We start from the raw sequence: 24177 nt of genomic DNA on the forward strand, positions 1-24177 counted from the left end.
ACGTGAGAAGGTCCTTCGCTCCGCTCAGGATGACCGGCGCTCTACTTAGGAGGACAGGGTGTTTTCTGGTTCCTGCTGCGCAAACCAGCGCAGGCGGTAGCAGTTCATGGCCGTGTCGCCGAGCTGCTCCAGCAGCTTGTAGTTGGCCACCGCTCCCACTGCGGCCCCAATAACGGGCACCAGCTGGGCCATTTTGGCCAGGTCGATGTAGTCGCGGTACTCCTGCTGGAAGGTGCGCCAGTCGAAGTCGTGCACATCGGGCGGCAGGGTGTGGCGGTAGGTTTCCCAGGTGGCGAGGCGCTGGTAGGTTTCGTTGCGGGTGTGCTGGCTGCTGAAGGCCAGCTGGAAGATGTGCAGCAGGTATAGCCGCTCGGAATAGTCGCGCGCATCGTAGCCGTAGAGGGCCGCCACATCGAAGAGCAGCTTGAGCTTGAGGCTAAGCAGCAGCGGAAAATCGGCGAGGCCGAGCAGGAATCCGCCCGCGCCCGTTACGGCTCCTTCGGCGGCGGCCGTGTTGCGGTAGGCCCGGATGCGGCGGCGCACAGTCTCTTCCCGCTCCGCCAGCGTACCTTGCTGCCGCGGCTTCTGCGTAACGTACTCGGAGCCAAACAACACGCCGCGCACCATCTGCTTGATGGCCGTGGTAATGGCCTTGTGCAGCTTTTCGGGCAGCAACGCATTCAGCCGCGCCTGCACGCGCCGCGCCACCCGGTTGAGCAGCGAAGGTGGCTGCTGCATCCGGCGCTGCCAGGCGTGCAGCTCGTCACGGGCGGGTTGCTCTGGCGCTGTATAATTCATCGGCATCGGCTAGGTAGAGATGAACAAATTCCCTAAACGAATCTGCTACCACCGCATACGTGTTTGGCGCAGCTATTTCGATTACACTATACGCAGCACCCGCGAATAGCAGGCCGTACCACCAACTCTTGTGCATGTAATCAGCAAACAACAGGCATTTTTTGCCTGCTAAAGCTGGCACTGGTGGCTCTAGTGCGAAGTCAACTACCTGAGGGTAGAACTGCAATTCACTGAGTGCATAAAAGTAAAAGCCCCGTTTGTCTGTGCCAGTTGCAGTGAACGGGTCCATACCATTTGCTTGCGCGAAATAGCGCCTGAACTCTTGTGGCAGCCTGATTCCGTGCTGCTCCCAGCGTTGCAATTCATGGGCAGTGCAGCCGGGTTGCACGCTCATGCCTTGTCTGGCCCAGTCCGCTGACAATTCATTGAGCCACTGCATCTATTTCAACCCGTATATCCGTTCGATTATTTCCACCACTTTCATTCCTTCCAACGCATTGGTGGTGGCGAAACCGCGCTTCTGGATGGTATCTACTACGTTTTCGATGACCTGGACGTGGTTGGCGGCGCTGCCCTGGTAGGGGCCGTAGTCGTTGGCGGGGTTGGTGGGGGGCAGCGCGGGGAGCTGGTAGTCCTGGAGGTGGCAGTATTCCACTTTGTCCATGTACTGGCCGCCGAGGCGCAGGCTGCCGCGCTCAGCTACCACTGTGAGGGAGCTTTCCAGGTTTCGGTCCCAGACGGCGGTGCTGTACTGCAGGGTGCCGCTGCCGCCGCGCACCAAATCGAAGGTGACGAGGCCGGAATCCTCGAAGTCGGTGAGGCCGGCGTGGTTGAAGTCGCGGAAGCGGGCCTGAATGTTGTCGATGTCGCCGAACACCCAGTAGAGCAAATCCACGAAGTGGCTGAACTGCGTGAAGAGCGTGCCGCCGTCCTGCTGGCGGGTGCCTTTCCAGCCGCCGGCCTGGTAGTAGCGCGCGTCGCGGTTCCAGAAGCAGTTGATCTGCACCAGATAAATTTCGCCGAGGCGGCCTTCGTCGTAGACCTGCTTAAGCCAGGCGGCGGGCGGCGAATAGCGGTTCTGCATCACGCCAAACACGAGGCGGCCGGTTTGCAGGGCCGTGTGCACAAGGTCTTCGGCATCGCGCTTGCGCAGCGCAATGGGCTTTTCGACCACGGCGTGCAGCCCGGCCCGCAGGCCCTGAATGGCCTGCGGGGCGTGCAGGTGGTTGGGCGTAGCCACGGTCAGGACGTCGGCGGCGGGGCCGTGCTGCAGGTAGGCTTCTAAGGAGAGAAAGAACGGGACGCCGGCAAACTCGGCGGCCAGCGTGGCCTGCAGCTCCGGCCGCACATCAATGAGGGCGGTGAGCGTGGCGCCGGGGTGGCGCGAAACGAGGGCGGCGTGGCGGTGGCCGATGTGGCCCACACCGCAGATAACGAAACGAACGGCAGGAAGAGAATCAGCCAAGGCAGGCGGGGTTCGGGGCAAGGGAAAGTTCGGCAAGCTGCGAAAAAACGTGCGCTTCTCCTGCACCTTCCCCGCCATGCCCCGGAAGTCGTTGGGCACGGCCCGGAAACCGTTGGGCACGCCCCGGAAGTCATTGGGAACGGCCCGGGAGTCGTTGGGCACAGCCCGGAAGTCGTTGGGCACGGCATGGGAATCGTTGGGCACGGCATGGAAGCCGTTGGGCACAGCCCGGGAATCGTTGGGCACGGTGTGGAAACCGTTGGGCACGAGGTATCGGCGTAGCGCGACAAAGCCAGCTTCGGGCCTGCGGAAGGACTGAAACTGGCTTTGTTGCGGGTAGATGAGCGGCAGCCGGACTTACAGCAGGCGCTTCAGCTCGTTGAAATTGGTATTGCTGACCGTGCGGCTGGCGCAGCCCAGGGCCTGGGCGTTTTTCTGGATGTTGGTGATGCGCGAGCCGGGGTTGGGGTGCGTACTCAGGAACTCGGGCGTGCCGCCTCCCCCCTGCTTTTCGGCCTTGATGAAGAAGCCGGCGGCGCCGTCGCAGTCGTAGTAGCGGGTGCCGTTGAGGTAGATGGTGGAGTACTTGTCGGCGTCGAGCTCGTAGTCGCGGCTGAATTTGAGCTGCCCGATGCCGGCGGCCAGCTGCACGAGCTGGCTGGACGAGCGGTTGCCGAGCACGATGCCCAGCAGCAGGCTGGTGCCGTACTGCTTCTGCATAATCTGGGTGCTGTGGCGGCGGTCGGCGTGGGCAATTTCGTGGCCCAGGATGCCGGCCAGCTCACTCTCGTTGTCGAGAAACTTGATCAGGCCCGAGAATACATAGATGTGGCCGCCGGGCGTGGCAAAGGCGTTTTGCACGGCATCGTCCTTGATGATTTTGACGTCCCACGGGAATTGGGTGCGGTATTTCACGTTGCCGTTGTCGAGCACGCGCTTCACCACGCCATCGAGCAGCTGGTAGGCGCGGGCGTTTTTGGAGCGCTCCAGCAGCTGGCCTTTGGCGCGGTAGGTGGAGTCGGTCTGGCGGGCAACCTGGGCGCCCAGGTCAATGTCCTGCTGAATGGAAAACAGGCTAAAGCCCTGGTTGGGCTTGCTGATGGCGGCAGTGGTGAGGGCCGCTACGCCGGCCAGCGGCAGGAGCAGCGTCAGAAAAGAACGGCGCATAAACGGGAAGTGGAGACGTGGAAAAAGTGCTGTCTATACGGCGAAAAGAAAAAACAGTGCCAAGGCTACCTGGCAGCACAGTACCCCGAAGCGGCGCTTCGGGGTACTGTGCTACACCCCGGCCCGCACCGCCGCCGCCACGTACGCCACCTGCTCTTCGGTGAGCGTAGGATGAATGGGCACCGACAGCACGGTGCGGCACAGGCGCTCGGCCACCGGAAACTGCCCGGCGCGGTAGCCCAGGTAGTGGTAGGCAGGCTGCAGGTGGTTGGGCAGCGGGTAATACACCTGGCTGGGCACGCCGTGGGCGCCCAGGTGCTGCTGCAGGGCGTCGCGGCGGCCGGGCTCGTCGGCTACCGTGAGGGTATACTGGTGGAAGACGTGGGTGCTGCGTGGGTCGCGGGCTGGTACTGCGAGGCCCGGCACGTCGGCCAGAGTGGCATCATACTGCGCGGCCACGTGCTGGCGGGCGGCAGTCCACTGGCGCAGGTAGCGCAGCTTCACGCGCAGCAGGGCCGCCTGCAGGGTATCGAGGCGGGAGTTGAGGCCGATGTGCTCGTGGTGGTACTTGCGGGTCTGGCCGTGGTTGGCGAGCTGGCGCAGGTAGGCGGCGCGGGCCTCGTCGCGGGTAAACAGGGCGCCGCCGTCGCCGAAGCCACCGAGGTTTTTGCTGGGAAAGAACGATGTAGTGCCTACCTCTCCTACCGTGCCCGCCACCCAGGTGGCGCCGCCGCTGGTCGTGAACGTAGCGCCGATGGCTTGGGCGTTGTCTTCAATCAGGGCCACGCCGTGGTGGTCGGCGAGCGTGCGCAAGGCTTCCAGATCCGCGCACTGCCCGAACAGGTGCACGGCCACAATGGCGCCGGTCCGGCTCGTAATAGCGGCCTCCACGGCCTGCGGGTCGAGGTTGAACGTATCGGGCCGCACGTCGGCGGGTACTGGCACGAGGCCCAGCACGGCGGCGGCTTCCAGCGTAGCCACGTAGGTGAAGGCGGGCACAATCACCTCGGTGCCGGGCGGCAGGCGCAGCGCCATCAGAGCCAGCTGCAGGGCATCGGTACCGTTGGCGCAGGGCACCACGTGCGGGCCGCCAAGATAGGCGCTCAGCTCCTGGGCAAACTGCTGCACGGCCGGCCCCTGAATGAAGGCAGCTTCGTCGAGGGCGTGGCGCAGGGCCTCGTCCAGCTCGGCCCGGATGGGCGCATGCTGGGCCGGCAAATCGAGCAGCAGAATAGGACTGGAAGGAAGCGGCAGAGTATCGGGCACGGATGGCAGGCAGTTTTACAGCCCAAAGATAGAAGCACGCTGCCAGCAACCGCACCACCCGCCGGGGCGCAACCTGCAGCGTTCTGGTTGCGTTAAGCGAGCCAGGGGCAGCTACATCGCAGCTGCGCTATATGTTCCCTTAACTTTCTCCCTACTATGTTCAGGAAAACTCTCACCCTCCACGCGCTGTCGGCCATGTTGCTGATGGGAGGCGTTGCTTTCACGCAGACCAGCTGCACCGAAGGCCAGAAGAAAGAGGTGTCGGCCGAAAGCGACCAGGCCTATAACGACTTCGCCACGTTCGTATCGGATACGGAAGCTAAAGCTGACGCCGTAGCCAACGAAGCGGAAGCCGACTACGACCAGGAAACCGCGCAGCTCAAATCCGACTTCGACGCGAAAGTAGCCGCCGTAGACAAGTACGCCGACCAGTACGACGACGCCCGCCGCCAGGAAATAGAGGCGCTGCGCACGCGCTACACCACGGCATACGACAAGCGCGAAATGTCCTGGAAAAATCGTTCGGGTGGCACTGCTACCAGCGGCACTATGAAGGTGGGCAAGTACTACAAGCCCATGAACCCGGCCGCGCAGATTACGGCCGCCAACGCCCGCACTACCTACGAGAACTTCGTGCGCAACATCAAGCAGAACGAAGACAAATACGACATCGACGACTGGCGCTATATCAACTCGGAATGGCGCGCGCTGGATGAAGCCTACGACAAAGTGAAAGGCGACATCCCGGCCAAGGACTTGGCTGAAATCCAGAAGGAAAAGCTGAAATACGCCGCTTTCAAATCGTTCGATAAAACGGAAGCCCGCGTAGCCCAGGGCGCCGACGCCGTGAGCGGCGAGGCCAAAGAAGTGAAAGCCGAAACCGCCGACGAACGGAGCAAAGTAGGCCAGGCCGCCAGCAACACTGCTTCCGACGTGAAGGAAGCCGGCAAAGACGTCGGCCAGGGCGCAGCCAATGTTGGCAAGAAAGTGGGCGGGGCCGTGAAAGGCGCCTACAAGGAAGTGAAGTCGGAAGTGAAGAACACTGACAACGACTAAGCCTAGCAGCACCCACCCAGGGTAAGAGCCGGTTTCCGCGAGGGAGCCGGCTCTTTCATTTGGGGCAATACAGCTTGAAAAAGCACGTCATTCCGCGCTTGCCCAAGAATCTCGCCAGTAAAGGACTTACTATCACAACCTCAGCACGCTAGATTCCCCACCTGCAGTCAGCATGACGAACTGTGGTTGCTGTCTGCACGTGCAGACGCCTTGGTAACGCGGCCTTATTTCAGCTCGGTCAGGAGCCAGTAGAGCTTCAGAGCGTCGAGCTGGCGGAGGCTGGGCTGGGCTGAAAGCAGATTGCGCCGTACCTGCTGCTGCCGTAGCTGAAACGCGCCGCGCACGGCTTCTCCCAGCCCCCAGCGGTGCAGCTGCAGCGCCGCTTTCAGCAGCTTGGTGTCGGCGCCCAGGCCTTCGGCGCGGTACAAGCCGGCCAGGTTGCGCACGGCATCGTGGGTTTTCTGCAGAAACTGAGCCGCCGGCTCCAGCCCGTCGTGCAGCACGGGGTTGTCGAGGTGCAGCACTTCTACGCCCGCCTGCCGCAGCAGCCACCCAAATTTAGTGTCCTCGTGGCCGTAGCGTGTGAGGCTCTCATCCAGCCCAAAACGGCGAAACAGGTCGGCACGCACCAGCATGTTGTTGAGCGCAAGCTGGCCGTGCGGGGCGCGCTGCCGAAGCGCCGCCGGCCGGGCCTCGCGGCGGCGGCCATACAGCCAGCGCAGGTGCAGCTCCGTGGCCGCCGGGGCCGCCGGCTCGTAGGCGGTGCCTCCCACCAGCACCGGTGCCAGGTGGCAGGCGGCGGCGTAGCGGGCCAGAAACTGCGCGTCGGGCAGCAGGCTGTCGTTGTCGAGCAGCAGCAGCCACTCCTGTTTCGCGGCGCCGGCCAACTGGTTGCGGATGGCGGCGCGGCCTACATTGCAGGGCAACTCCTGGTAACACACGCCGGGCAGCGCGGCCAGCGCGCGGTTTGGGAGGCGCAGGGCTTCTTTGGAGCCGTCATCAAGGCAGTGGATTTCCAACGTACCGGGCCAGCCGGCAGCCTGGTCCAGCAGTGCATGCACCAGCGGCGTCACGTCGCGGTTGTACACCGGAATCAGTACCGACAGCCCAGGGGAATTCACGTACAGCTTGCTATCTAATGGTGCAATGGAATTGCTCTGCTCGATTCACGGTAAGCAAAAACCATTCTACTATCTGGCGAGAAGGGAGCAGCGCAGCCGTTGCAGGCCTGCTGCGGCTATATCTTAACTGATAGCCGTCAGGGAAAACGGCGTTGTTTCGGAATCCACCAGCTGGCCCTGCTCGCACTTGAGCACGCGCTTGGGGTACTGCTGGATGATCTGGTAGTTGTGGGTGGCCATCAGCACGGCCGTGCCGGAGTTGTTGATTTCCACGAACAGGCGCATGATGCTGTCGGCCACATCCGGGTCGAGGTTGCCGGTGGGTTCGTCGGCGAGTAGCAGCAGGGGCTCGTTGAGCAGGGCGCGCGCAATTACCACACGCTGCTGCTCGCCGCCGGAAAGCTGGTGCGGCATCTTGGCCGCCGAGTTGGCCAGCCCTACCCGCATCAGCACCTCCGAAATGCGCTGCTGCTTGCGGGCCTTGCCGCTCCAGCCGGTGGCATTCAGCACAAACAGCAGATTTTCGGCCACGGTGCGGTCGAAGAGCAGTTGAAAGTCCTGGAAGATGATGCCCAGCTTGCGGCGCATGAACGGCACTTTGCTGCTGCCCATCAGCTTGGGCAGCGGAAACCCAACCACGGTGCCCGTGCCACCGCCCAGCGCCAGGTCGGCGTAGAGGGTTTTAAGCAGGGAGCTTTTGCCGGAGCCGGTGCGGCCCACGAGGTAGGCAAACTCGCCTTTGTCGAGCGTAAACGTGACCTTTTGCAGCACGGTATTCACGTCCTGCATAATGTAGGCGTCGTGCAACTCAATAACCGGGTTGGAGGCAGTAGGCATAAGGGCGAAGATACAGGAGCCGGGCTTTCCCGAAAATACTATTCCGGGTGAAGCAAAAGCCAGCCGGCCGATACATTATGGCCTGTGCTGTACTTCCGCTTCACCCGGAACAGGATGCGCGAAGGCAGAAACTCAGATTTCCAGCTTCTGGAGCTTCCCGAATTCCAGCCCTTCAATGACGGATGCCAGCGCTACTTCCTTGTTTTCGAGGCCGTAGCGGTGCAGGTCTTTCAGGGGCCGGTCGGCGCGGAAATACGCAATCAGCACGAAGTTTTCGTCGCGCAGCTGGATATAGTCCGGAATCTTGGCCTTGCCCTTTACTTTGATGATGTACATGGGGTTGATTGCTGATGGTTGGTTGTGGATTGCTGATTGTTACGCCTGAGCGTCCAACAATCAACAACCAGCACTCAACAATCAGGCATTTACCTTGGCGTGGTCGGCCAGGAAGGTAGCCAGGCCTTTCTCGGTGAGCGGGTGGTTGAGCAGGCCGGTGATGACGTTCAGCGGGCAGGTCACCACATCGGCGCCCAGCTCGGCGCACTGAATCAGGTGCGGCACGTGGCGAACCGAGGCGGCCAGCACCTGCGTGGGGTAGCCGTAGTTCGAGAAAATATCCACAATCTGCTGAATCAGCTGCAGCCCGTCGGCCCCGATATCGTCCAGACGGCCCACGAACGGCGACACATAGGTGGCACCGGCTTTAGCGGCCAGCAGCGCCTGCCCGGCCGTGAAAATCAGTGTGCAGTTGGTTTTGATGCCTTTCTCCGAGAAATACTTGATGGCTTTTACGCCGTCCCGGATCATGGGCACTTTCACCACGATGTTGGGGTGCAGCTCGGCCAGGGCCTCACCTTCCCGGATGATGCCGTCGTAGTCGGTCGCAATTACCTCGGCCGACACGTCGCCGTCCACGATTTCGCAGATTTGCTTGTAGTGGCTCATCACGGCATCAGTGCCGCGGATGCCTTCTTTCGCCATCAGCGAAGGATTGGTGGTCACGCCGTCGAGCACGCCCAGCTCCACAGCTTCCTGAATGTCCTTCAGGTTGGCAGTATCAATGAAGAATTTCATGCGGGTAGGTTGGAAATAAAGATGCCCCAAAGCTAGCCATTCGCGGGCAAACAAGCCGCGCGGCTTTCTTCGGGGCACCTTCTTATGAATCTGACTGAAAAGGGCAAAAAAAAGCGAGCCAAAATCGCACCGCTCAACCGTCTACCCTTGCTACCTTCCGGTCCTGGGGGAGTTCAACAGGAGCTGGTCGTTCTGACTCGCCGTTGCAAAGGTACGCACATATTTGGGTTTTCGATGAGCTGGGTGCACAATTTCGCCTTCAGGGCCACGTGCGCAGGCTTGTTGTTTGATTATCAGGGACAATTTTTCGTCTCCTGCCTGCCACGCGGCCTTGGAGCAATGGCCCGTTATTCTTTTGTGAAGTGCTGCACCGCTACGGCTTCGCCCTGCGTCACGCGCAGCAGGTAGCTGCCGGCCGCCAGCTTCTCCAGCGGCAGCTCTACGGTGCCGCTGGCGCCGGGCAGGACCTGAACGATGGGCTGCACCGTCCGGCCCAGCATGTCCAGCACCTGCAGGCTGGCTACCTGGCGACTGGCCGGCAGCTGCAGCGTGAGCTTGCCGGCCGCCGGATTGGGATACAGTGAAACAGCCAGTGTGTTGCGGGCGGCCTGCGTAGACTGGGGCGTGCCGAAGGTGAGACGCATGTTGGCCAGCGCCGTGGATGTGGCCAGGGCGGTGGCACTGGTGAGGGCCGTAGATCCTGTGTAGCGGCGGGTGCTGTTGCGGCCCGTTGTGAAGCCGTAGCGGTATTTGGGCTGCTGGCCCGTAGTGGAGCTGGTGGCTCCGCCGTTGCGCAGCACCAACACGGCCAAGTTGTTGCTGCTACCGGTATAGGCGAAAGGCCGGTTCAACACCACTTCCATGTAGCCGGTGGGCGCGTTGTTGGTGAGGCTGCCCTTGAACACGCGCTGGTAGCCCGTGGTGTCGAGAGTGCCGGCGGTCAGCTCAGTAGCCGTAGTGGTCTTGAAGTAAATCACCACGTTTTCGATGGGCGTCACGATGCTACCCTCCACCTTATCGAAGGCGACGCGCGTAATGGAGCCGGTAGCCGTAATCTGGGAGCCAAGGTAAATGGCCTCATTGGCCGAATAAGGCGACCCATAACCCAGGGGCGCCGAAGCCGACGTGGCCGTGCCGTTCACGATAGTCACGACCTGGGCGGCGGCAGTGCCCGGGGCGAGAAGTCCGGCACCGAAGGGCAAAAGAAGGAGTAAGAGTTTTTTCATGCAGCAGGTGAAAGAAGGATGGGGTGGAAAGAAGGCAGCACCGGCAGTTTGCCAGCACTGTTACTTACGCAATATACCCCAAGTCTTATACTTGCCACATGCCAGCCGGAACGGCCGGTAATTTTTCGTGTTTCCGCCCGGGGGCTAGGCCTTCTCCCAGGCTTTCTTCGCCGATTTCACCTGTTTCTTGAGTTGCTTTTTGTAGCGGGCCACGGGGCGCATTTCCACTACCAGCGTGCCGGTGGCGGGCATTACGGCCGTGGTATCATAGTAGCCGGCAAAGCTGAAGCGGAGCGCCGGCGTAGCGTCCGGGCTCGGCAGCAGAAACTGCCCCACAGAATTGGTAATCACCGACGAGTTGCGGTTGTTAGCCAGCGCAACGGTAGCCCCGGCCAGCGGCTTGCCAGCCTGCCCTGTTACGGAGCCAACCAACTGATACACCGGCGCCTGCTGCATTGTCCCTGGCACGCTAATGGGCGCTGCCGTGGGTGTCAGGCACAACAAAGAGAGAAGTAGAGAGAAGGAAAGCATAGGCGAAAGGAAATCAACACAGAAACGAATACAGCTTACTAACGCAAATTACACTATTAAGGGTTAAAATGCGGACAACAAGTTGGAAAATGAGTATTTATAGCACAAAATCAATTATATATAGTATAACCCAGCCACGAAGGTGGCCGGAAGCAGGTTTGGCGCCACCAACCGCCCTGCTTACCTTTGCTCCATGCCTCAACAAATCCTGATTCTCGATTTTGGGTCGCAGTACACCCAGCTCATTGCCCGGCGCATCCGGGAATTGAATGTCTACTGCGAAATCCACCCGTATAACCACGCCCCGGACCTCACTGAGGATATCCGGGGCGTTGTGCTTTCGGGCTCCCCGTGTTCCGTGCGCGACGCCGACTCGCCCAACCCCGACCTGAGCCGCTACCTGGGCCGCGTGCCGGTGCTGGGCGTGTGCTACGGCGCGCAGCTGCTGGCCCACCAGCAGGGCGGCGAAGTGCTGCCGGCCACCATCCGGGAGTATGGCCGCGCCCGCCTAGCCCGCGTGCACCACGATTCGGCCCTGCTGCACGGCGTGCCCACCGAGTCGCAGGTCTGGATGTCGCACGGTGATACCATTAAGACCCTGCCTGGTGGCTTCGACATCATTGCCAGCACTCCTGAGGTGGCAGTGGCAGCGTTCAAGATTGATGGCCAGGAAACCTACGGCATCCAGTTTCATCCGGAAGTAACGCACTCGACCGACGGCAAAACCCTGCTCCAGAACTTCGTGGTGAACATCTGCGGGCTGGACCAGAGCTGGACGCCGGAGCACTTCGTGGACAGCATGGTGGAAACCCTGCAGCGCACCATTGGCGACGAGGACCAGGTGATTCTGGGCCTTTCGGGCGGCGTCGATTCCTCGGTGGCGGCGCTGCTGCTGCACAAGGCCATCGGCAAGCGCCTGCACGGCATTTTCGTGAACAACGGCCTGCTGCGCAAAGATGAGTACGAGGATGTGCTGCACTCCTACAAAGACCTGGGCCTGAACGTGCGCGGCGTGGACGCCTCGCAGGAGTTCTACGCGGCCCTCACCGGCCTCACGGACCCCGAGCTGAAGCGCAAGGCCATTGGCCGCACCTTCATTGAGGTGTTCGATAGGGAAGCGCAGAAAGTGGACGGCGCCCGCTGGCTGGCCCAGGGCACCATCTACCCCGACGTTATTGAGTCGGTGTCGGTGAAAGGTCCGGCCGTGACTATCAAGAGCCACCACAACGTGGGTGGTCTGCCAGAGAAGATGAACCTTCGGATTGTGGAGCCGCTGCGGGCCTTGTTTAAGGACGAGGTGCGCGAAGTAGGCCACACGCTGGAGCTGCCGGTGAATATTCTGCACCGCCACCCCTTCCCCGGCCCCGGCCTGGGCATCCGCATCCTCGGCGACATCACGCCGGAGAAAGTGGATTTGCTGCAGCGCGCCGATGCCATCTTCATCAACGGCCTGAAAGAGCATGGCCTCTATGAGAAGGTGTGGCAGGCCGGCGTGATGCTGCTGCCCGTACAAAGCGTAGGCGTGATGGGCGACGAGCGGACCTACGAACGAGTAGTGGCCCTGCGCGCCGTAACGAGCGTGGACGGCATGACCGCCGACTGGGCCCACCTCCCCTACGAGTTCCTGGCCGAAATCAGCAACAAAATCATCAACCAGGTGCGCGGCATCAACCGCGTGGTGTATGATATTTCGAGTAAGCCGCCCGCAACCATCGAGTGGGAATAGCGAGTAACTGAGTAGCGGAGTAACTGAGTAATCGTTCTGGCTTTATCAGCCCAGCAATTATTCAGTTACTCCGCTACCCAGTTACTCTTTCAGTTCCAGCAAGGCGTCGCCATAGAACGAGTAGGTTACCTTGTCGTCCTCGGCTTGCCGCTGCAGACTGCGCAGATAGAGGCTGAGCGAGGCTTTTGGGGTATGAACGCGCAGGGTCAGTTGCTCAGGAATCAGTTCAGTGGATTCCAGCGCGTTTGCTTTGCGCTGCTGTACTAATGAATCGGCCACTGCGCCCGGCTGCATGGCCAGCACACGCTGCCACTCCCGGTTTACTTGCCGCTCCAGCAGCAGCCGGTGGTGGTTGCCGGTGGTTCGCAGCCGATATGTCCCTTCCGGCAGGCGTAGCGTGACCAGCGTGTCGTTATTTTCGTGCTGGGATGCATCCAAGCGCCGCAGCCAGTAGCGGCCTTGCCCCAGCGGCTGGGCATCGGGCTGTTCGGCTGAAAACGAAACCCACCGCTCTGGGGCCACTTCTACTGCATAGTCTACCCAGCGAGGCAGGCCGCTGGCCGCGAATGGCCGTTCGTTCAGCCAGCTGCGCTGCTTCCATTCTGCCTGACTACGGAGCGAATCGGGCAGCGAAAAACGGGTGGCGAAAAACGGCTGCAGCTGCGCCAGTTTGTCGCGGGCCACAAAAAACTCGAAGATGGACGTGATGCGCCGGGCAGCCTCTTTCGGCAGCTTAGGCACCCGCTTGCCCGCCCCGTCCAGCTTGCCATCTTTCAGCAGCTTGTACTCCGCGGCCAACTCACGCAGCTGGCTGAGCTGGCTGCGCTCGGCCGTAGCAAACGCGCCCCACGGCCCCGCCGCCGACAGAAACACCACCGCCGCCAGCGAGGCCGGAATCCAGATGATGCCGCGCCCTTTGCGCAGCAGAAAGTAAGCGGCCATACCTGCCAGCCACAACGCCAGTATCAGCACGAAGTAGCGCTCCTCGGTGATGCCGTACGCCCCTACCCGCGTTCCGATGGCCACGAACAGCAACCCCAGCAGCGGAAACAGCGCCCGGTAGAACCAGCGCGCAAACGTCCGTATCCAGGTATTTTCGGCCGCGTTACGGATGGGGTGAATGAGTAGTAGCGCAAATATGCCCGCCACCGAAAACGCCAGAATCAGGGTAGAAACCCAGCCTTTGGGCAGGGTCCAGAGCACCACAATGCGGGCCAGGTAGGCGTAGAGAATCACCAGGTACAGCACCACCAGCGGCAGCAGCACAAACTGCGTGAACAGCTTCAGGCCCTTCGGGTAAGTGGTATCCTGCTCCAAGGCCTTCCAATCGTGCGGGACGCCGGCCAGAAAAAACCACGTGTTGAACCCTGTCGCCAGCACCGTAAACAGATGCTCGTAGATGTGCCGGTCAAGCTTTACATCGAACAGATTCTCGACGGCTACCAGCGCCAGCGCGCACCCCGCAAACAACACGCCTGAGTACAACCCGCCGGTCAGAATGCGCAGAAACAGCGTTTCGTTGTAGCGCCAGAAGCCCGGCGTATCGGCCTCACGGCGCAGTTCGGGCAGGTAGGGCACCACGGCCACCAGCAAGTGCAGGCCCAGCAGCAGCAGCAGCAGGCGCAGCCCCCATTCCGAGGTTGGCTCGGTGGGACACAGCACGTACCAGAGCCCCAGCAGCCCTACTGCCCCCGCGTTAACCAGCACCCGCGCCAACGCAGACCAGCGGTACCGCTCCCCGGCCAGCGCCACACTCAGCGTGAGCGTAAGCCCCAGAGCCGCCGCCGACACTAGCGGAAAAAGCCAGTCCAGCGCATCCCTTTGCTTGTAGTCGAGGCGCTGGTAGTAGATGGCTACGGCGCCCAGCAGCAGGCTGCAAAGCAGAGGTAGCGGAAAGCGTTGCACGGCACGGGCCGCTTGGGCGGTCAGGTGCTGCAGGGAAGGTAGGCGCATAAGGGTATAGGGAGAGACTGCGCCACAAGAAACATACTATTCCGGCTTCTTCCCTATTTTCCGGCCGAGCTGCGACCCCCCGTATCACAGCAGCTATTTCTACGTACTAGGCAAAGCGCTGGCGGCCGCCTTCTGCCTTCTCCTACCCATGAAAAAACCTTCGTTTCGTCAATTTCTGGCTATTGCTGTGCTGGGATTGGTGCTGACGGTGGCAGGGGCAGCCTGGCTGCTGGGCACGCGCTGGGGGCAACGGCACCTGGAGCAGCTTATTCGGGAGCGGCTGGCCCGCAACTCTACGCTGGTGCTGGCACCGCTGGAGGTGGAAATTTCGGCGCTGCGCCATTTTCCGCACATCACCGTGTCGTTGCGGCACGTGCTGCTCACCGACACGTCATTCCGGCGGGCGGTGCCAGTGCTGCGTATCGGGCAGGCCGATGCGCGGCTGGAGCTGGGCCACATCTGGCGCGGCGAGTTCCGGGTAAGCCACCTGACGCTGCGTGATGCGGAGTTCCGGCAGCTGACCGACTCGCTCGGGCACGACTGGGGCCTGCGTGGGAAGGGTCCGCGCCGCCACACGCCCAGCGTGCCGCCCAACCTCGATGTGGATTCGCTGGTGCTGGTGAACGTGAGCGTGCAGGACCGCAACGAGCTGCACAACAGTGGCTTTCATGCCCGGGTACAACACGGCCGGCTGGTGGTGCAGGTTCGCAAAGGCCTGGCCACTACCACCGGCCTCCTCGACGGGCAGCTGGACTACCTGCGCAGCGGGCGCGGCAACCTGTTCGATAAGGAACCCGTGGTGGCGCATATCCGCTACCGCTACGACTTCCGGCGGCGCGAAGGCACTTTCCTGCGTACCCGGGCCACGCTCAACGGCGACACGGTGCTGGTGAACGGCACGCACCGGGGCGCGGCTCCCAATGAGTCACGCGGCACCCGCCTCAACCTGCGCTTCGAGGGCCGGCAGCCGCTGCTGGAAGTGCTGCACGTGGCCCTTCCCAGTAGCCTCGACCATTTCCTCGACGATGCCCGCAGCCCCAGCCGGGCGCATATCTGGTACAGCATTCGGGGTGTCAGCGGCCCTACCACCCGGCCCCGCACCGTGCTCCGCTTTGCCCTGCGCAACGCCCAGGTGCAGTGGGCCGATTCGGCGCGGCGCATTCGGCGCTGGGATGCCCGCGGCGTATTCGACAATGGCCCCAGCCACTCGCCGCGCACTACCAGCCTGTCGTTTGAGCAGTGCCGCATCTATTCGAATGCTGGTGAGCTGGATGCCAAGCTGACGGTGTCTGACTTCACGAAGCCGCACCTGCAGGGGCACGTACGGGGCCGCACCGAGCTGCAGACGCTGGCCTCGGTGGTAGTCCCGAAACTCTGGCGCGCCCGCCACGGCCAGGCGACCATCGACCTGAAGCTGGATGGCACGCTCCCCGAAATACCCGACCGCGCTACCCGCCGGGCACTACGCGCCGAAACGCTGCTCCCCCCCATTGCAGCCCGCGGCACAGTACAGCTCGAAAATGCCTCGTTCAGCATTCCAGACCGGCAGGCTAATATGGTAAACCTAAACGTGCGTGTCCGGCTGCGCGACAGTTTATGGACGCTGGAAAATTTATCGGGGCAGCTCAATGGGATGCGGGTGCGGGCTAACGCCACTACTACGTATCTGCTGGCGTATTTCAGCGGGCAGCATCCGGTGACGACCGTAGTGGGCACGTTTGCGGTAGATGAGCTGCACCTGAAAGAGCTGAGCCGGCTGCTGGCCGCCCCGCAGGGCCGGAGCCGCCCACCCGCCCGCACGCCGCGCCTGGGCCGCACGCCCAACCAGGAGCTGGCTACCAAGGCGCTGAATCTGCTGCCGCCGGGCCTGCGCCTCAGTATCCGGCTGCGGTGCGGCCTGCTGGTGCTGGCTTCTGATACGCTGGAACAGCTGGCAGCCACGGTGCGCCACAACGGCCGCACTGTGCAGCTCCGCGACCTGCACATGCGCGTGTGGGGCGGGCAGGTGAGCGGCGTCGTGGGCTGGCCCACCGACACGCTCGACCTGCAGCCGGTGGCGGCCCAGCTGGCCGTGCGGTTTGCCTCGCTCAACTACCAGCAGCTCCTGACGCGCCTGACGCGCCCCTCGCGGCGGGCACCGGGCGCGGCCAAAGACCCTACGCTGCGGGAAGTGCTGCTGGCCGCTAACGGCCAGGCCAACGTGCTGGTAAGCAAACTGGTGCTGCCGGCCGGCAACAACCTGACCAACGTACGGGTGCGCATCGACAAGAACGGCCCCAGCTTCCAGGTGCCGGCTCTCACGTTCCGGTCCAGCTCCGGCGGCACCGGGCGCCTGAGTGCCAGCGCCCAACTCAGCGGCACGCACCTGACTCAGGCCCGCGCCGACCTGGACCTGCGCTACTCCACTCTCGATGTGCAGCACCTGCTTCAGCTGCTGGCTTCCCTGAGCACTGTGCCGCCCCCCGCCCCCGCTTCTACCTCACGCCGCACTGCTCGCCCAAGCGGCTCCTCCCCTTTTCTTGATGGCACCATCACGGGGCGGGTGAACGTGGTGGCCGACCAGATTCGGTACGGCGCCTTGCGGGGGCAGGCTTTCCGGCTCGTGAGCAGCCTGGAAGCCGGCGCGGCGCGGGTAGAGCACTGCTCGCTGCGGGCTTTCGGGGGCGACATTTCGTTGCGCGGGGTGCTGCAAACCTACACCGAAGGGGCGTACCATCCGCTGCACGCACAGCTACGGCTGCACCGGATTCAGCTACCGGAGCTGTTTGGGCTGGCTACTACCCTGGGCCTCGATGTGCTGGGCAGCGAGAACATCCGGGGCACGATGAACGGCGAAACAGACCTGCACACGCAGCTGGACAACACCTTCCTGCCCAACCTGATGCAGACGCGTGCCTTCCTCAAAACCGACCTGCACGAGCTGGAGCTGCTCAACGTGGAAGCCCTGATGGAAGCCCTCCGGTTTATGCGGCAGGAGCGCACCAGCCGGCTGTATTTCGAGCCGGTGAGCCCCCGATTTATCCTGGACGGCGGCCGCCTGCTGATTCCTGACCTGCAGCTCAACAGCAACCTCACCGACATGAGCGTGAGCGGCGAGTATTACCTCAACGGCCAGGCCAACCTGTATGTGGGGCTAAGCCCGCTCCAGGCCCTGTTCGGCAACAACGAGAAGCGCATTGAGCGTATCCGCAGCGGAGAGGCCGCCCAGCGCCGCAGCCGCGGCCTTGTGTATCTGAACCTGAGCCGGGCTCCGCGCAGCCGCTACAAAGTCCGGCCGTTCCAGAAGCGTGAGCAGCGCCTGAACCGGCAGGCTATGCAGCAGGAGTTTCAGGAGCTGCTGCGCACCCAGAAGCTGGATACCACCCTGCGGCTTCTGCAATAAGGAAAGGCTCAGCGCGGCAGCGTCACCGTAAATTCAGTGAACCGGCCTTCCTCACTTTCCACCCGCAACGAGCCTTCGTGACCCTTCGTGACAATGTCGTACGCCATCGACAAACCCAGGCCCGTGCCTTCGCCCTGGGGCTTGGTCGTGAAGAAGGGCTGGAAAATCTGTTCTTTCACCACCTCCGGCATGCCCGTTCCGTTGTCGCGCACCCGAATATGAATATGACCATCTACCTGATGGGTGCTGACTTCCAGCGTAGGCAGGTAGGCATCCTCCAGGGCAGCCTGCCGGGTAGCCAGGGCGTGAAAAGCGTTGGTAAACAGGTTGAGCAGCACCCGGCCTATTTCCGTGCGCACCAGCCGCACTTCCTGCATGGTGGCATCGAGCGAGGTGTGCAGATGCACCTGCAGGGTGGGGTGAGTGGCCTGGGCGCTCCGGTAAGCCAGCCGCAGCTGTTCTTCTACCAGCGCATTGAGGGCTACTGGCTCCTGCGGGCTGGTGCCGGTGCGGGCGTGCGTGAGCATATCCGTGATGATGGAGGACGCCCGCTGCCCGTGCTGGCTGATTTCCTGCAGATTCTGCTTGAGGCCGGCCAGAATCTCCCGTTGCAGGCCGTCGGCCGTGGCAGGCACCGGGCGGGTGCTGTCCTGGTCGAGCAGGGCCACGCTCACCTCGGCAAAATTGCGCATGAAGTGCAACGGGTTCTGCAGCTCGTGCGCGATACCCGCCGATAACTCGCCCACGAAAGCCCATTTTTCGGCCGCTACCAGCTGCTGCTGCGTGGCCAGCAACTCGGCCTGCTGCTGCTCCAGCAGCGCATAGGCCCGCTGTTTCTGGCGGTTGCTGCGCCAGAGCACCGCACTCAGCCATCCTACCAGCCCCAGCCCCACTAGCGTAACGACGAGCAGCCACTGCTGCTGCCGGTTTTTCTGCCGGATCAGCTGCTCGTTGCGGGTCAGCTGGCTGATGCGGGCCTGCCGCCGGGCCAGCTCGTAGCTGTACTGCACGGCCGCTAGCCGCCGGATCAGCTCCCGGCTGCTCAGGCTATCCTGGTAAATGCCAAACAGCCGCTGGTACCGATACGCGTCCGGGAACCGGCCCAGCTGCACGCTGGCCTGCGTCAGCACCTCACTCACGTCCCGGATATTCTCTTTCACGCCGCTGCGGAGGCTGGCCCGCAGGCTGGCCTTGCCGTAGAAGGCGGCACTATCGGGGCGGTTGGAATGCAGGTGGGCGCGGGCCAGCACCAGCTGCGTCCAGGGCAGATAGCCTACCACGTCCAGCTGCCGCAGCTTGTGCAGCACCCGGTAGCTGTAGGCAAAGGCTTCGGTGAGGCGGCCCTGCCGCTCGGCCATATCGGCCACGTTCATCTCATCCACCAGAAACCCCGGTTCGTCGCCCAGGCGCTTAGTGAGGGTGGCATCCTGCTCGTAATAGCGGCGGGCAGCATCCCAGTTGCCCTGGGTGCGGTACAGGTCGGCGAGGCCGCGCAGGCCCTGCGATATGCCGGGCTGATTGTTGGTTTGCCGCGCCAGCGCCAGGCACCGCTCCAGATGCCTGCGGGCCTTTGTATACTCGCCTACTTCCGTACTGATGATGCCCATTTGCGCATTCATCAGTACCAGCCAATGCTGGTCGTTCAGGGTTTCGGCCAGAGTGAGAGCCTGCTGCGCGAAGTCCAGCGCCTGCGTGTAGTTGCCCTGGCCGGAGCAGATGTATGCCAGATTGTAGCTGCAGGCCAGGTGGTTGCGCTGGTCGTTGAGGGCTGCAAACTTCTGCCGGGCCTGCTGGGTGTACAGCTGGGCGGGGCCGTATTCGTTGCGCTTGCGGTAGTAGAAACCCAGCCCCAGCAGCGCTTTGGCCTCGCCGAACCGGTAGCCGAGTTGCTGGGCCAGGCGCAACGCCTCTTCAAACGTGGCTCTCGACTCGCGGGGCGCCTTGGAGCGCTGCTCAAATGCCAGCGTGTTAAGACGGTTTACTCGCCCCGTATCTGCCTGCGGATGAGCCTCAACCTGCGCCCGCAGCTTTTCCAGCACGGGGGTCTGGGCGGTAGCAACAGACGTAGCGAGCAGAAGCGACAGGAAGGGCCAGAATTTCAAAGCAAGCAGCTAAGCAGGAATAGAATAGGGATAAAAGCCGGAGCCCTACAAAGCTACTATTTTTCTCCGCTGCCGGGCTTAGTGCTTTTCCGTCGGCTTCTGGTTTTTATTACCCGGCCAAAGCGCCTGCTAGAAGCCCTTGGGCAGGTCGATACCACGAATGGTGCGAAACAGGCTCAGGGCATTCTGGTCGGTGAGTCCCCCGATATAATCGGTGAGCAGGATGATCTGCTCGTAGGCAGTGGCATCCTGCTGCGGCCCCTCGGCCCGGAACTGCTCGGGCAGCAGATGCAGCAGCTTGCGCGAACGGGGCCCGCTATGCGGGTCGAAGGTGGCGTGCAGAAACGCATCGAGCAGGCCAGCCAGCACCTCAAAGCCGGCGGCTTCTATTTCCAGCACCGGGCGGCTGCGGTACAGATGCTCCACCGTGAGGCGATGCACCTGCTGGAGCTGCTCCCAGCAGTCGAGCTGCTGGACCAGGGGCTCGTCGGCGCGGCCGCGCAGCAGGCTGTCGGCGCGGTCGGCGAAAAGGCGGGCCGTTTGCTGCACCAGGCGGTTGATGAGGCGGGCGCGCAGATAGCCCAGCTCCTCGCGCCAGTCGCGCCATTCTATGGAGCCGCGGCGGCCAGGGGCGTCGCCCAGCATGTCGCGCAGCAGCGCCAGCCCGGTCTGGCACGGAATCAGGCCCAGCTTCAGGCCATCTTCAAAATCGATGATGCGGTAGCACAAGTCATCGGCGGCCTCCACCAGAAAAGCCAGCGGGTGCCGGTGATAAAAGCCTCCGATGTCGGTGCCGGGTGGCTTGCTGAGCAGGCCCAGCTCACGGGCCACTTCCAGAAAGCGCGGCGCTTCGGTCTGAAAGTAGCCGTACTTTTTTTCGCTGGTGCCGCGCGTCTGGCTGGCTTCTTCCACCACCGAGGGCCGCGGGTATTTCGTGAAGGCGCCCAGCGTGGCATACGTCAGGCCCAGGCCAGCCGAGCCGCTGCTGTGGGCGGCGTAGGTGTGCGTGAGGATGCGGAAACCGGCCGCGTTGCCCTCAAACTGCTGCAGATCGGCGCGTTGGGAGGCATTGAGCATGCGCACAAATGGCTCGGCGGCGGCGCTGCGGAAATAAGCTGAAATGGCATCCTCGCCAGAGTGCCCGAACGGCGGGTTGCCAATGTCGTGGGCGAGACAGGCGGCAGCCACAATGTCGCCAAAGTCGGAGTCGAGGTGCGGCAGAGCGGCGGCCAGGGCGGCGTTTTCTTCGAGCAGCAGCCGGCCGCCGAGGCGCCCCAGAGAGCGGCCCACGCAGGCCGTTTCCAGCGAATGGGTCAGGCGGGTGTGCACGAAGTCGGTTTCGGGCAGCGGCATGACCTGGGTTTTGCGCTGCAGCCGCCGGAATGCGGAGCTGAACACCACCCGGTCGTAGTCGGCGACGAAGGCACCGCGCACGGGCGGCGCATCCGTCACGAGGTGCAGCTGGGGCTGCTCGGGGTAGCGGCGGCGGCTCAGAAGCCGCTCCCAGCTCATGGCGGGGGCGTCGGCGGAAGAATCGGTCTGGAGGTGCATCATGGGGCCGGCAAGGTAAAACACCCGCTTCACTTCTGCTCTACCGCGCCGCCTGCCCGGCGTTCAGGCAACTATCAGGCCGTATCTTTGGGCCCATGGATTCTTCTCTGTTCTCAACTTCTCTGGGCCGCCTGCGGGTGGTCGGGTTTCTGGAAGGCTGGTCTTTCCTGATTTTGCTGCTCGTGGCTATGCCCCTCAAGTATCTGGCCGGCGAGCCGCTGGCGGTGCGCTACGTGGGCATGGCGCACGGTGTGCTGTTTGTGGCCTATGTACTGCTCGTGCTGCAAAATGCGCTGGAGCACAGCTGGGGAGTGCGCAAGACGGCCCTGGCCCTTATTGCTTCCTTCGTGCCGCTGGGCACCTTCTGGGCCGACAAGCGCCTGTTCCGCGACCCGAGCTAGAACGTCCGGCCTTCGGGGTCTTCTCCGCGGCGCCCCAGCAGGCGCACCGTGGCGTAGCCCAGCACCAGAAACACACCGTACAGCAGCGTGACGCCCCAGGTGCCGGTATACGATGCCGGGTGCAGAATGCGGCTCAGAATGTCGTAGAAAAGGGCCAGCGGGTTGGTGATGATGTCCCAGGAGTTGAAGCGCAGGTAGCGGCCCAGGTAGATGCCGAAGCTGCTCAGCAGCAGCGCTACCGTAGCAAACGCCCAGCCGGCGCTCCAGCCCAGCCGGCGCACGACCAGCGCCTGCATATCCGTGAGGGAGGCGTAGGCCAGCATCAGCCCGTTCCAGGCGCAACTCAGAATCAGGGCCAGATCAAACCAGTAGGGCACTCCCTGGCGGGGCTCCAGGTGAAACAGGTCGGTGAGGATGTAGGGCGCGTTGGGGAAAAACAGCAGCCACACCGCCCCTACCGGCAGCAGCACCCGCGCCTTCAACCGGCCCGCCGTGAGACTAAGCAAGGTACTCAGGCCGAACGGAATCAGGGCCAGAAACAGGTTCCAGAGCAGGAACACGAAGGTGAGCTGGTGCGTCAGGACTACGCGGAACGTTATCAGCACCACACTCAGCGTCAGCGACGCGCCCAGTACCAGCAGCAAACTCAGGCGCTGGCGAAACTCGGGCAGGGCAAAGGATATTGGCAGGGGCATAGCTACAAGTACGGAATTTCCGGGCTTGAAAACGACACCCCTGCCAACGTATTGCCCAGCAGGCTATTCTTTTACGCAGCTTCTGCAGCCACACGGCCGCGCTGCTTGAAACCGGCTTATTTCAGCCAGATAGAGTAGATCAGCCAAAACGCCACGATAACCAGCATGATATACCATCCCCATTTGCCAGTGTCGCGCGGGGTGCCGCTGTGCAGCCGGGGGCGGCGCTTCAATTCCGGAAGAAGACCCATATAGTAGAGAGGTTAAGTACTGACTGCTAACACCTACGCCCCCCCTGCCTGTTCCGGGCCGGCCGGGTAATACGCGCTATTTATGGTCTGCTGGCCCCTACGGCTCTACCCCACCGGCGGCCCAGCGTAGCGTCGCCTGGGTTTGGGCATATTTCGCCTGCAGCTCGGCCAGCTTTACGCGGGCTGTTACCAGCGACGATTCGCGGGCATTGAGCAGGAACACGGAGCTTTCCCCATTTTCGAAGCGCACCTGCTCGCCGGCCCGCAGGCGCTCCGCGTTGCCGACCACCTGCTCCTGCAGGCGCAGCTGTTCGCGCAGGGCTTCCCACTCATTGGCCACGGTGCGCACTCCGGTCTGGATTTCGCGGGTATCCTGCTGGAGGTCCAGCTCGGTTTCGCGCAGCTTCAGGCGGTTGAGCTGCAGCTTGGCGCGCTCCTGGCGCAGCAGCAGCGGGTAGGCAAAGCTCACGCCCAGCTTGTAGTTGTTCTGCAGGTAACTGCCGCTCAGGCTGGCCGGTTTTTCGGGGTTGAAGGGCTGGCCGGCCTGCAGCAGGTTGTAATCGACGGAAAGCTTGGGCAGCAGCTTGTTGGAAAGCAGGCGCCGCTCCACGCCCAACTGGCTGATCTTGGCCCGGCTTTTCTGCAGCTCCGGATGAATGCGCTGGGCCAGCTCGGTTAGAGCCGCTACCGAGTCGGGGGCCAGCGGCTGCCAGGCGGCGGGGCCGGGCAGCACCTGCGGGCGGGTGGCCTCGGGTAGCTCCAGCGGCTGGTTTTGCTCGTTCCAGAGGTAGTTGGAAAGCAGCAGCGTGGAGTTGCGGAACTGCACCCGGGCCTGCGTGAGGGTGGCCTGCCGGTTCTGCAGTTCCGTCAGGGCCTCCACCGAGTCGATGGCGGCCAGGTCGCCGAGGCGCACGCGCTGGCGCACGGCCTCGAAGCGGGTGTTGGCCAGGCTCGTATTGCGGTCCAGCAGCTGCAGGCGCTGGTAGTTCAGGCTCCAGTCCCAGTAGTCTTTGGCGGCCTGCAGCAGCAGCTTGTTGAGGGCGCCGCGCCGCTCGGCTTCGGCCAGGCCCTGCAACGCCTGGGCCTGGCGCACGGAAGCGCGCCGCTCGTCTATCAGCAGGCCCTGGGCCAGAGGCACTGAGAGGCCCACATAGCTCAGCCCGGCCGGCGAGGTGTAGCTCTCCGGATTCACGTAGGGTCCTACTCCCCTATCGAAGCCGGCTTTCAGGTCGGCTCCGAACCACAGCGGCACGCGCAGCTGGCTGTCCCAGTCGTGGAAGTAGTCTTTGCCGCCGAAGGTTTTGCCGTAGTATTTGCTGGTGGCAGCGGGGTCGAAAAGGCCGCGGGCGTAGCGCACTTCCTGCAACGCCCGCTCCGGCAGCAGCCCGGCCTGCCGGGCCACCGGATGCCGCAGCGCCACAAAAGTCAGCAGGTCGGAAAGGCTGAACACCTGCCCGGAATCGGAGGCGGCATCGGGAGCCGACGAAGGCACCGCAGGTATCAGCCCAGCTGGCCGCTGCGCGCCTACTGGCCCAGCCAGGGTCATTAATGCCGCTGCTACTATCAATCGGAGCC

Annotated in this window: 21 protein-coding genes and 1 other RNA gene; 4 read left to right on the forward strand and 18 right to left on the reverse strand. The window is 63.0% G+C overall.

The features are described from left to right. Positions 1-45: 45 nt before the first annotated feature. The 5 genes from BUE15_RS07420 to BUE15_RS07440 form a co-directional block, all read right to left on the reverse strand. Positions 46-804 carry an EcsC family protein gene (locus BUE15_RS07420; protein ID WP_073282650.1) on the reverse strand — a complete coding sequence of 253 codons (759 nt, stop codon included), beginning with the start codon at positions 802-804 and terminating at the stop codon, positions 46-48. After that, on the reverse strand, positions 764-1237 hold the full coding sequence (locus BUE15_RS07425) for an SMI1/KNR4 family protein (protein WP_073282651.1): 474 nt from the start codon (positions 1235-1237) through the stop codon (positions 764-766). Before BUE15_RS07425 ends, BUE15_RS07420 begins: the two co-directional genes overlap by 41 nt. After that, complete coding sequence (locus tag BUE15_RS07430; RefSeq protein ID WP_244535906.1) at positions 1238-2530, reverse strand: Gfo/Idh/MocA family protein; 1293 nt, start codon at positions 2528-2530, stop codon at positions 1238-1240. It lies immediately after the preceding gene. A 90-nt stretch (positions 2531-2620) separates the two neighbouring features. Beyond that, positions 2621-3430: a M48 family metalloprotease gene (locus tag BUE15_RS07435; protein WP_073282652.1), complete on the reverse strand. Its 810-nt coding sequence runs from the start codon at positions 3428-3430 to the stop codon at positions 2621-2623. 111 nt (positions 3431-3541) lie between these two features. After that, complete coding sequence (locus tag BUE15_RS07440; RefSeq protein WP_244535907.1) at positions 3542-4696, reverse strand: DegT/DnrJ/EryC1/StrS family aminotransferase; 1155 nt, start codon at positions 4694-4696, stop codon at positions 3542-3544. A gap of 156 nt (positions 4697-4852) precedes the next feature. Here BUE15_RS07440 and BUE15_RS07445 point away from each other — a divergent pair, with 156 nt between their 5' ends. After that, a complete protein-coding gene (locus tag BUE15_RS07445) occupies positions 4853-5752 on the forward strand; it encodes a hypothetical protein (protein WP_073282653.1) in 900 nt (299 codons plus the stop codon). Between the two features lie 224 nt (positions 5753-5976). On the opposite strand, the gene BUE15_RS07450 is transcribed toward BUE15_RS07445, so the two are convergent. From BUE15_RS07450 to BUE15_RS07480, 7 genes are all read right to left on the reverse strand, one after another. After that, positions 5977-6873 (reverse strand): glycosyltransferase family 2 protein, encoded by an 897-nt coding sequence (locus BUE15_RS07450; protein ID WP_073282654.1) that lies wholly within the window; start codon positions 6871-6873, stop codon positions 5977-5979. Positions 6874-6996: 123 nt separating this feature from the next. Beyond that, positions 6997-7710, reverse strand: coding sequence for a cell division ATP-binding protein FtsE (locus BUE15_RS07455; protein ID WP_073282655.1), 714 nt, complete (start codon positions 7708-7710; stop codon positions 6997-6999). Positions 7711-7842: 132 nt separating this feature from the next. Next, positions 7843-8046 carry a fructose-6-phosphate aldolase gene (locus BUE15_RS07460; RefSeq protein WP_073282657.1) on the reverse strand — a complete coding sequence of 68 codons (204 nt, stop codon included), beginning with the start codon at positions 8044-8046 and terminating at the stop codon, positions 7843-7845. Positions 8047-8127: 81 nt separating this feature from the next. Next, a complete protein-coding gene (fsa, locus tag BUE15_RS07465; RefSeq protein ID WP_073282659.1) occupies positions 8128-8784 on the reverse strand; it encodes a fructose-6-phosphate aldolase in 657 nt (218 codons plus the stop codon). A 107-nt stretch (positions 8785-8891) separates the two neighbouring features. Beyond that, positions 8892-8988: signal recognition particle sRNA small type (ffs, locus tag BUE15_RS07470), an RNA gene on the reverse strand. A 143-nt stretch (positions 8989-9131) separates the two neighbouring features. Beyond that, the gene (locus tag BUE15_RS07475) at positions 9132-10010 is read right to left on the reverse strand and encodes a T9SS type A sorting domain-containing protein (protein ID WP_084548894.1); all 879 of its coding nucleotides are present in this window, start codon (positions 10008-10010) and stop codon (positions 9132-9134) included. Positions 10011-10154: 144 nt separating this feature from the next. Beyond that, entirely contained in the window at positions 10155-10541 is a 387-nt protein-coding gene (locus BUE15_RS07480; protein WP_084548895.1) for a carboxypeptidase-like regulatory domain-containing protein, read from the reverse strand. Positions 10542-10734: 193 nt separating this feature from the next. Here BUE15_RS07480 and guaA point away from each other — a divergent pair, with 193 nt between their 5' ends. Beyond that, a complete protein-coding gene (gene guaA / locus BUE15_RS07485; protein ID WP_073282664.1) occupies positions 10735-12267 on the forward strand; it encodes a glutamine-hydrolyzing GMP synthase in 1533 nt (510 codons plus the stop codon). An 81-nt stretch (positions 12268-12348) separates the two neighbouring features. Here the strand turns inward: guaA and BUE15_RS07490 are convergent, their stop codons facing one another. Then, positions 12349-14220 (reverse strand): DUF4153 domain-containing protein, encoded by a 1872-nt coding sequence (locus BUE15_RS07490; RefSeq protein WP_073282666.1) that lies wholly within the window; start codon positions 14218-14220, stop codon positions 12349-12351. Between the two features lie 148 nt (positions 14221-14368). On the opposite strand from BUE15_RS07490, the gene BUE15_RS07495 reads away from it, so the two are divergent. Next, positions 14369-17602 carry an AsmA-like C-terminal region-containing protein gene (locus BUE15_RS07495; RefSeq protein ID WP_073282668.1) on the forward strand — a complete coding sequence of 1078 codons (3234 nt, stop codon included), beginning with the start codon at positions 14369-14371 and terminating at the stop codon, positions 17600-17602. A gap of 8 nt (positions 17603-17610) precedes the next feature. Here the strand turns inward: BUE15_RS07495 and BUE15_RS07500 are convergent, their stop codons facing one another. Together BUE15_RS07500 and dgt are read right to left on the reverse strand one after the other, a co-directional pair. Beyond that, positions 17611-19704: a tetratricopeptide repeat protein gene (locus tag BUE15_RS07500; RefSeq protein ID WP_073282670.1), complete on the reverse strand. Its 2094-nt coding sequence runs from the start codon at positions 19702-19704 to the stop codon at positions 17611-17613. 129 nt (positions 19705-19833) lie between these two features. After that, positions 19834-21258: a dGTP triphosphohydrolase gene (gene dgt / locus BUE15_RS07505; protein WP_084548910.1), complete on the reverse strand. Its 1425-nt coding sequence runs from the start codon at positions 21256-21258 to the stop codon at positions 19834-19836. Positions 21259-21350: 92 nt separating this feature from the next. Here dgt and BUE15_RS07510 point away from each other — a divergent pair, with 92 nt between their 5' ends. Continuing rightward, entirely contained in the window at positions 21351-21656 is a 306-nt protein-coding gene (locus BUE15_RS07510) for a DUF3817 domain-containing protein (protein WP_073282672.1), read from the forward strand. On the opposite strand, the gene BUE15_RS07515 is transcribed toward BUE15_RS07510, so the two are convergent. The 3 genes from BUE15_RS07515 to BUE15_RS07520 all read right to left on the reverse strand — a co-directional run bounded on the left by BUE15_RS07515 (position 21653) and on the right by BUE15_RS07520 (position 24148). Next, positions 21653-22351, reverse strand: a complete 699-nt coding sequence (locus tag BUE15_RS07515) for a DUF1361 domain-containing protein (RefSeq protein WP_073282674.1) — start codon at positions 22349-22351, stop codon at positions 21653-21655. The genes BUE15_RS07510 and BUE15_RS07515 overlap by 4 nt on opposite strands. Before the next feature lie 116 nt (positions 22352-22467). Next, the gene (locus BUE15_RS22480; protein ID WP_262987459.1) at positions 22468-22602 is read right to left on the reverse strand and encodes a hypothetical protein; all 135 of its coding nucleotides are present in this window, start codon (positions 22600-22602) and stop codon (positions 22468-22470) included. Between the two features lie 97 nt (positions 22603-22699). Continuing rightward, the gene (locus BUE15_RS07520; RefSeq protein WP_073282675.1) at positions 22700-24148 is read right to left on the reverse strand and encodes a TolC family protein; all 1449 of its coding nucleotides are present in this window, start codon (positions 24146-24148) and stop codon (positions 22700-22702) included. Positions 24149-24177 lie beyond the last annotated feature (29 nt).

The sequence above is a fragment of the Hymenobacter psychrotolerans DSM 18569 genome (assembly GCF_900142395.1).
Taxonomy (GTDB): Bacteria; Bacteroidota; Bacteroidia; order Cytophagales; family Hymenobacteraceae; genus Hymenobacter; species Hymenobacter psychrotolerans.

Bases quoted from the DNA above. Each gene is read 5' to 3' on its own strand.
- BUE15_RS07480 (WP_084548895.1), bottom strand. From the start codon at position 10,541: ATGCTTTCCTTCTCTCTACTTCTCTCTTTGTTGTGCCTGACACCCACG.
- BUE15_RS07490 (WP_073282666.1), bottom strand. From the start codon at position 14,220: ATGCGCCTACCTTCCCTGCAGCACCTGACCGCCCAAGCGGCCCGTGCC.
- fsa (WP_073282659.1), bottom strand. From the start codon at position 8,784: ATGAAATTCTTCATTGATACTGCCAACCTGAAGGACATTCAGGAAGCT.
- BUE15_RS07515 (WP_073282674.1), bottom strand. From the start codon at position 22,351: ATGCCCCTGCCAATATCCTTTGCCCTGCCCGAGTTTCGCCAGCGCCTG.
- guaA (WP_073282664.1), top strand. From the start codon at position 10,735: ATGCCTCAACAAATCCTGATTCTCGATTTTGGGTCGCAGTACACCCAG.
- BUE15_RS07475 (WP_084548894.1), bottom strand. From the start codon at position 10,010: ATGAAAAAACTCTTACTCCTTCTTTTGCCCTTCGGTGCCGGACTTCTC.
- BUE15_RS07425 (WP_073282651.1), bottom strand. From the start codon at position 1,237: ATGCAGTGGCTCAATGAATTGTCAGCGGACTGGGCCAGACAAGGCATG.
- BUE15_RS07455 (WP_073282655.1), bottom strand. From the start codon at position 7,710: ATGCCTACTGCCTCCAACCCGGTTATTGAGTTGCACGACGCCTACATT.
- BUE15_RS07510 (WP_073282672.1), top strand. From the start codon at position 21,351: ATGGATTCTTCTCTGTTCTCAACTTCTCTGGGCCGCCTGCGGGTGGTC.
- BUE15_RS07460 (WP_073282657.1), bottom strand. From the start codon at position 8,046: ATGTACATCATCAAAGTAAAGGGCAAGGCCAAGATTCCGGACTATATC.
- BUE15_RS22480 (WP_262987459.1), bottom strand. From the start codon at position 22,602: ATGGGTCTTCTTCCGGAATTGAAGCGCCGCCCCCGGCTGCACAGCGGC.
- BUE15_RS07495 (WP_073282668.1), top strand. From the start codon at position 14,369: ATGAAAAAACCTTCGTTTCGTCAATTTCTGGCTATTGCTGTGCTGGGA.
- dgt (WP_084548910.1), bottom strand. From the start codon at position 21,258: ATGATGCACCTCCAGACCGATTCTTCCGCCGACGCCCCCGCCATGAGC.
- BUE15_RS07445 (WP_073282653.1), top strand. From the start codon at position 4,853: ATGTTCAGGAAAACTCTCACCCTCCACGCGCTGTCGGCCATGTTGCTG.
- BUE15_RS07520 (WP_073282675.1), bottom strand. From the start codon at position 24,148: ATGACCCTGGCTGGGCCAGTAGGCGCGCAGCGGCCAGCTGGGCTGATA.
- BUE15_RS07420 (WP_073282650.1), bottom strand. From the start codon at position 804: ATGCCGATGAATTATACAGCGCCAGAGCAACCCGCCCGTGACGAGCTG.
- BUE15_RS07435 (WP_073282652.1), bottom strand. From the start codon at position 3,430: ATGCGCCGTTCTTTTCTGACGCTGCTCCTGCCGCTGGCCGGCGTAGCG.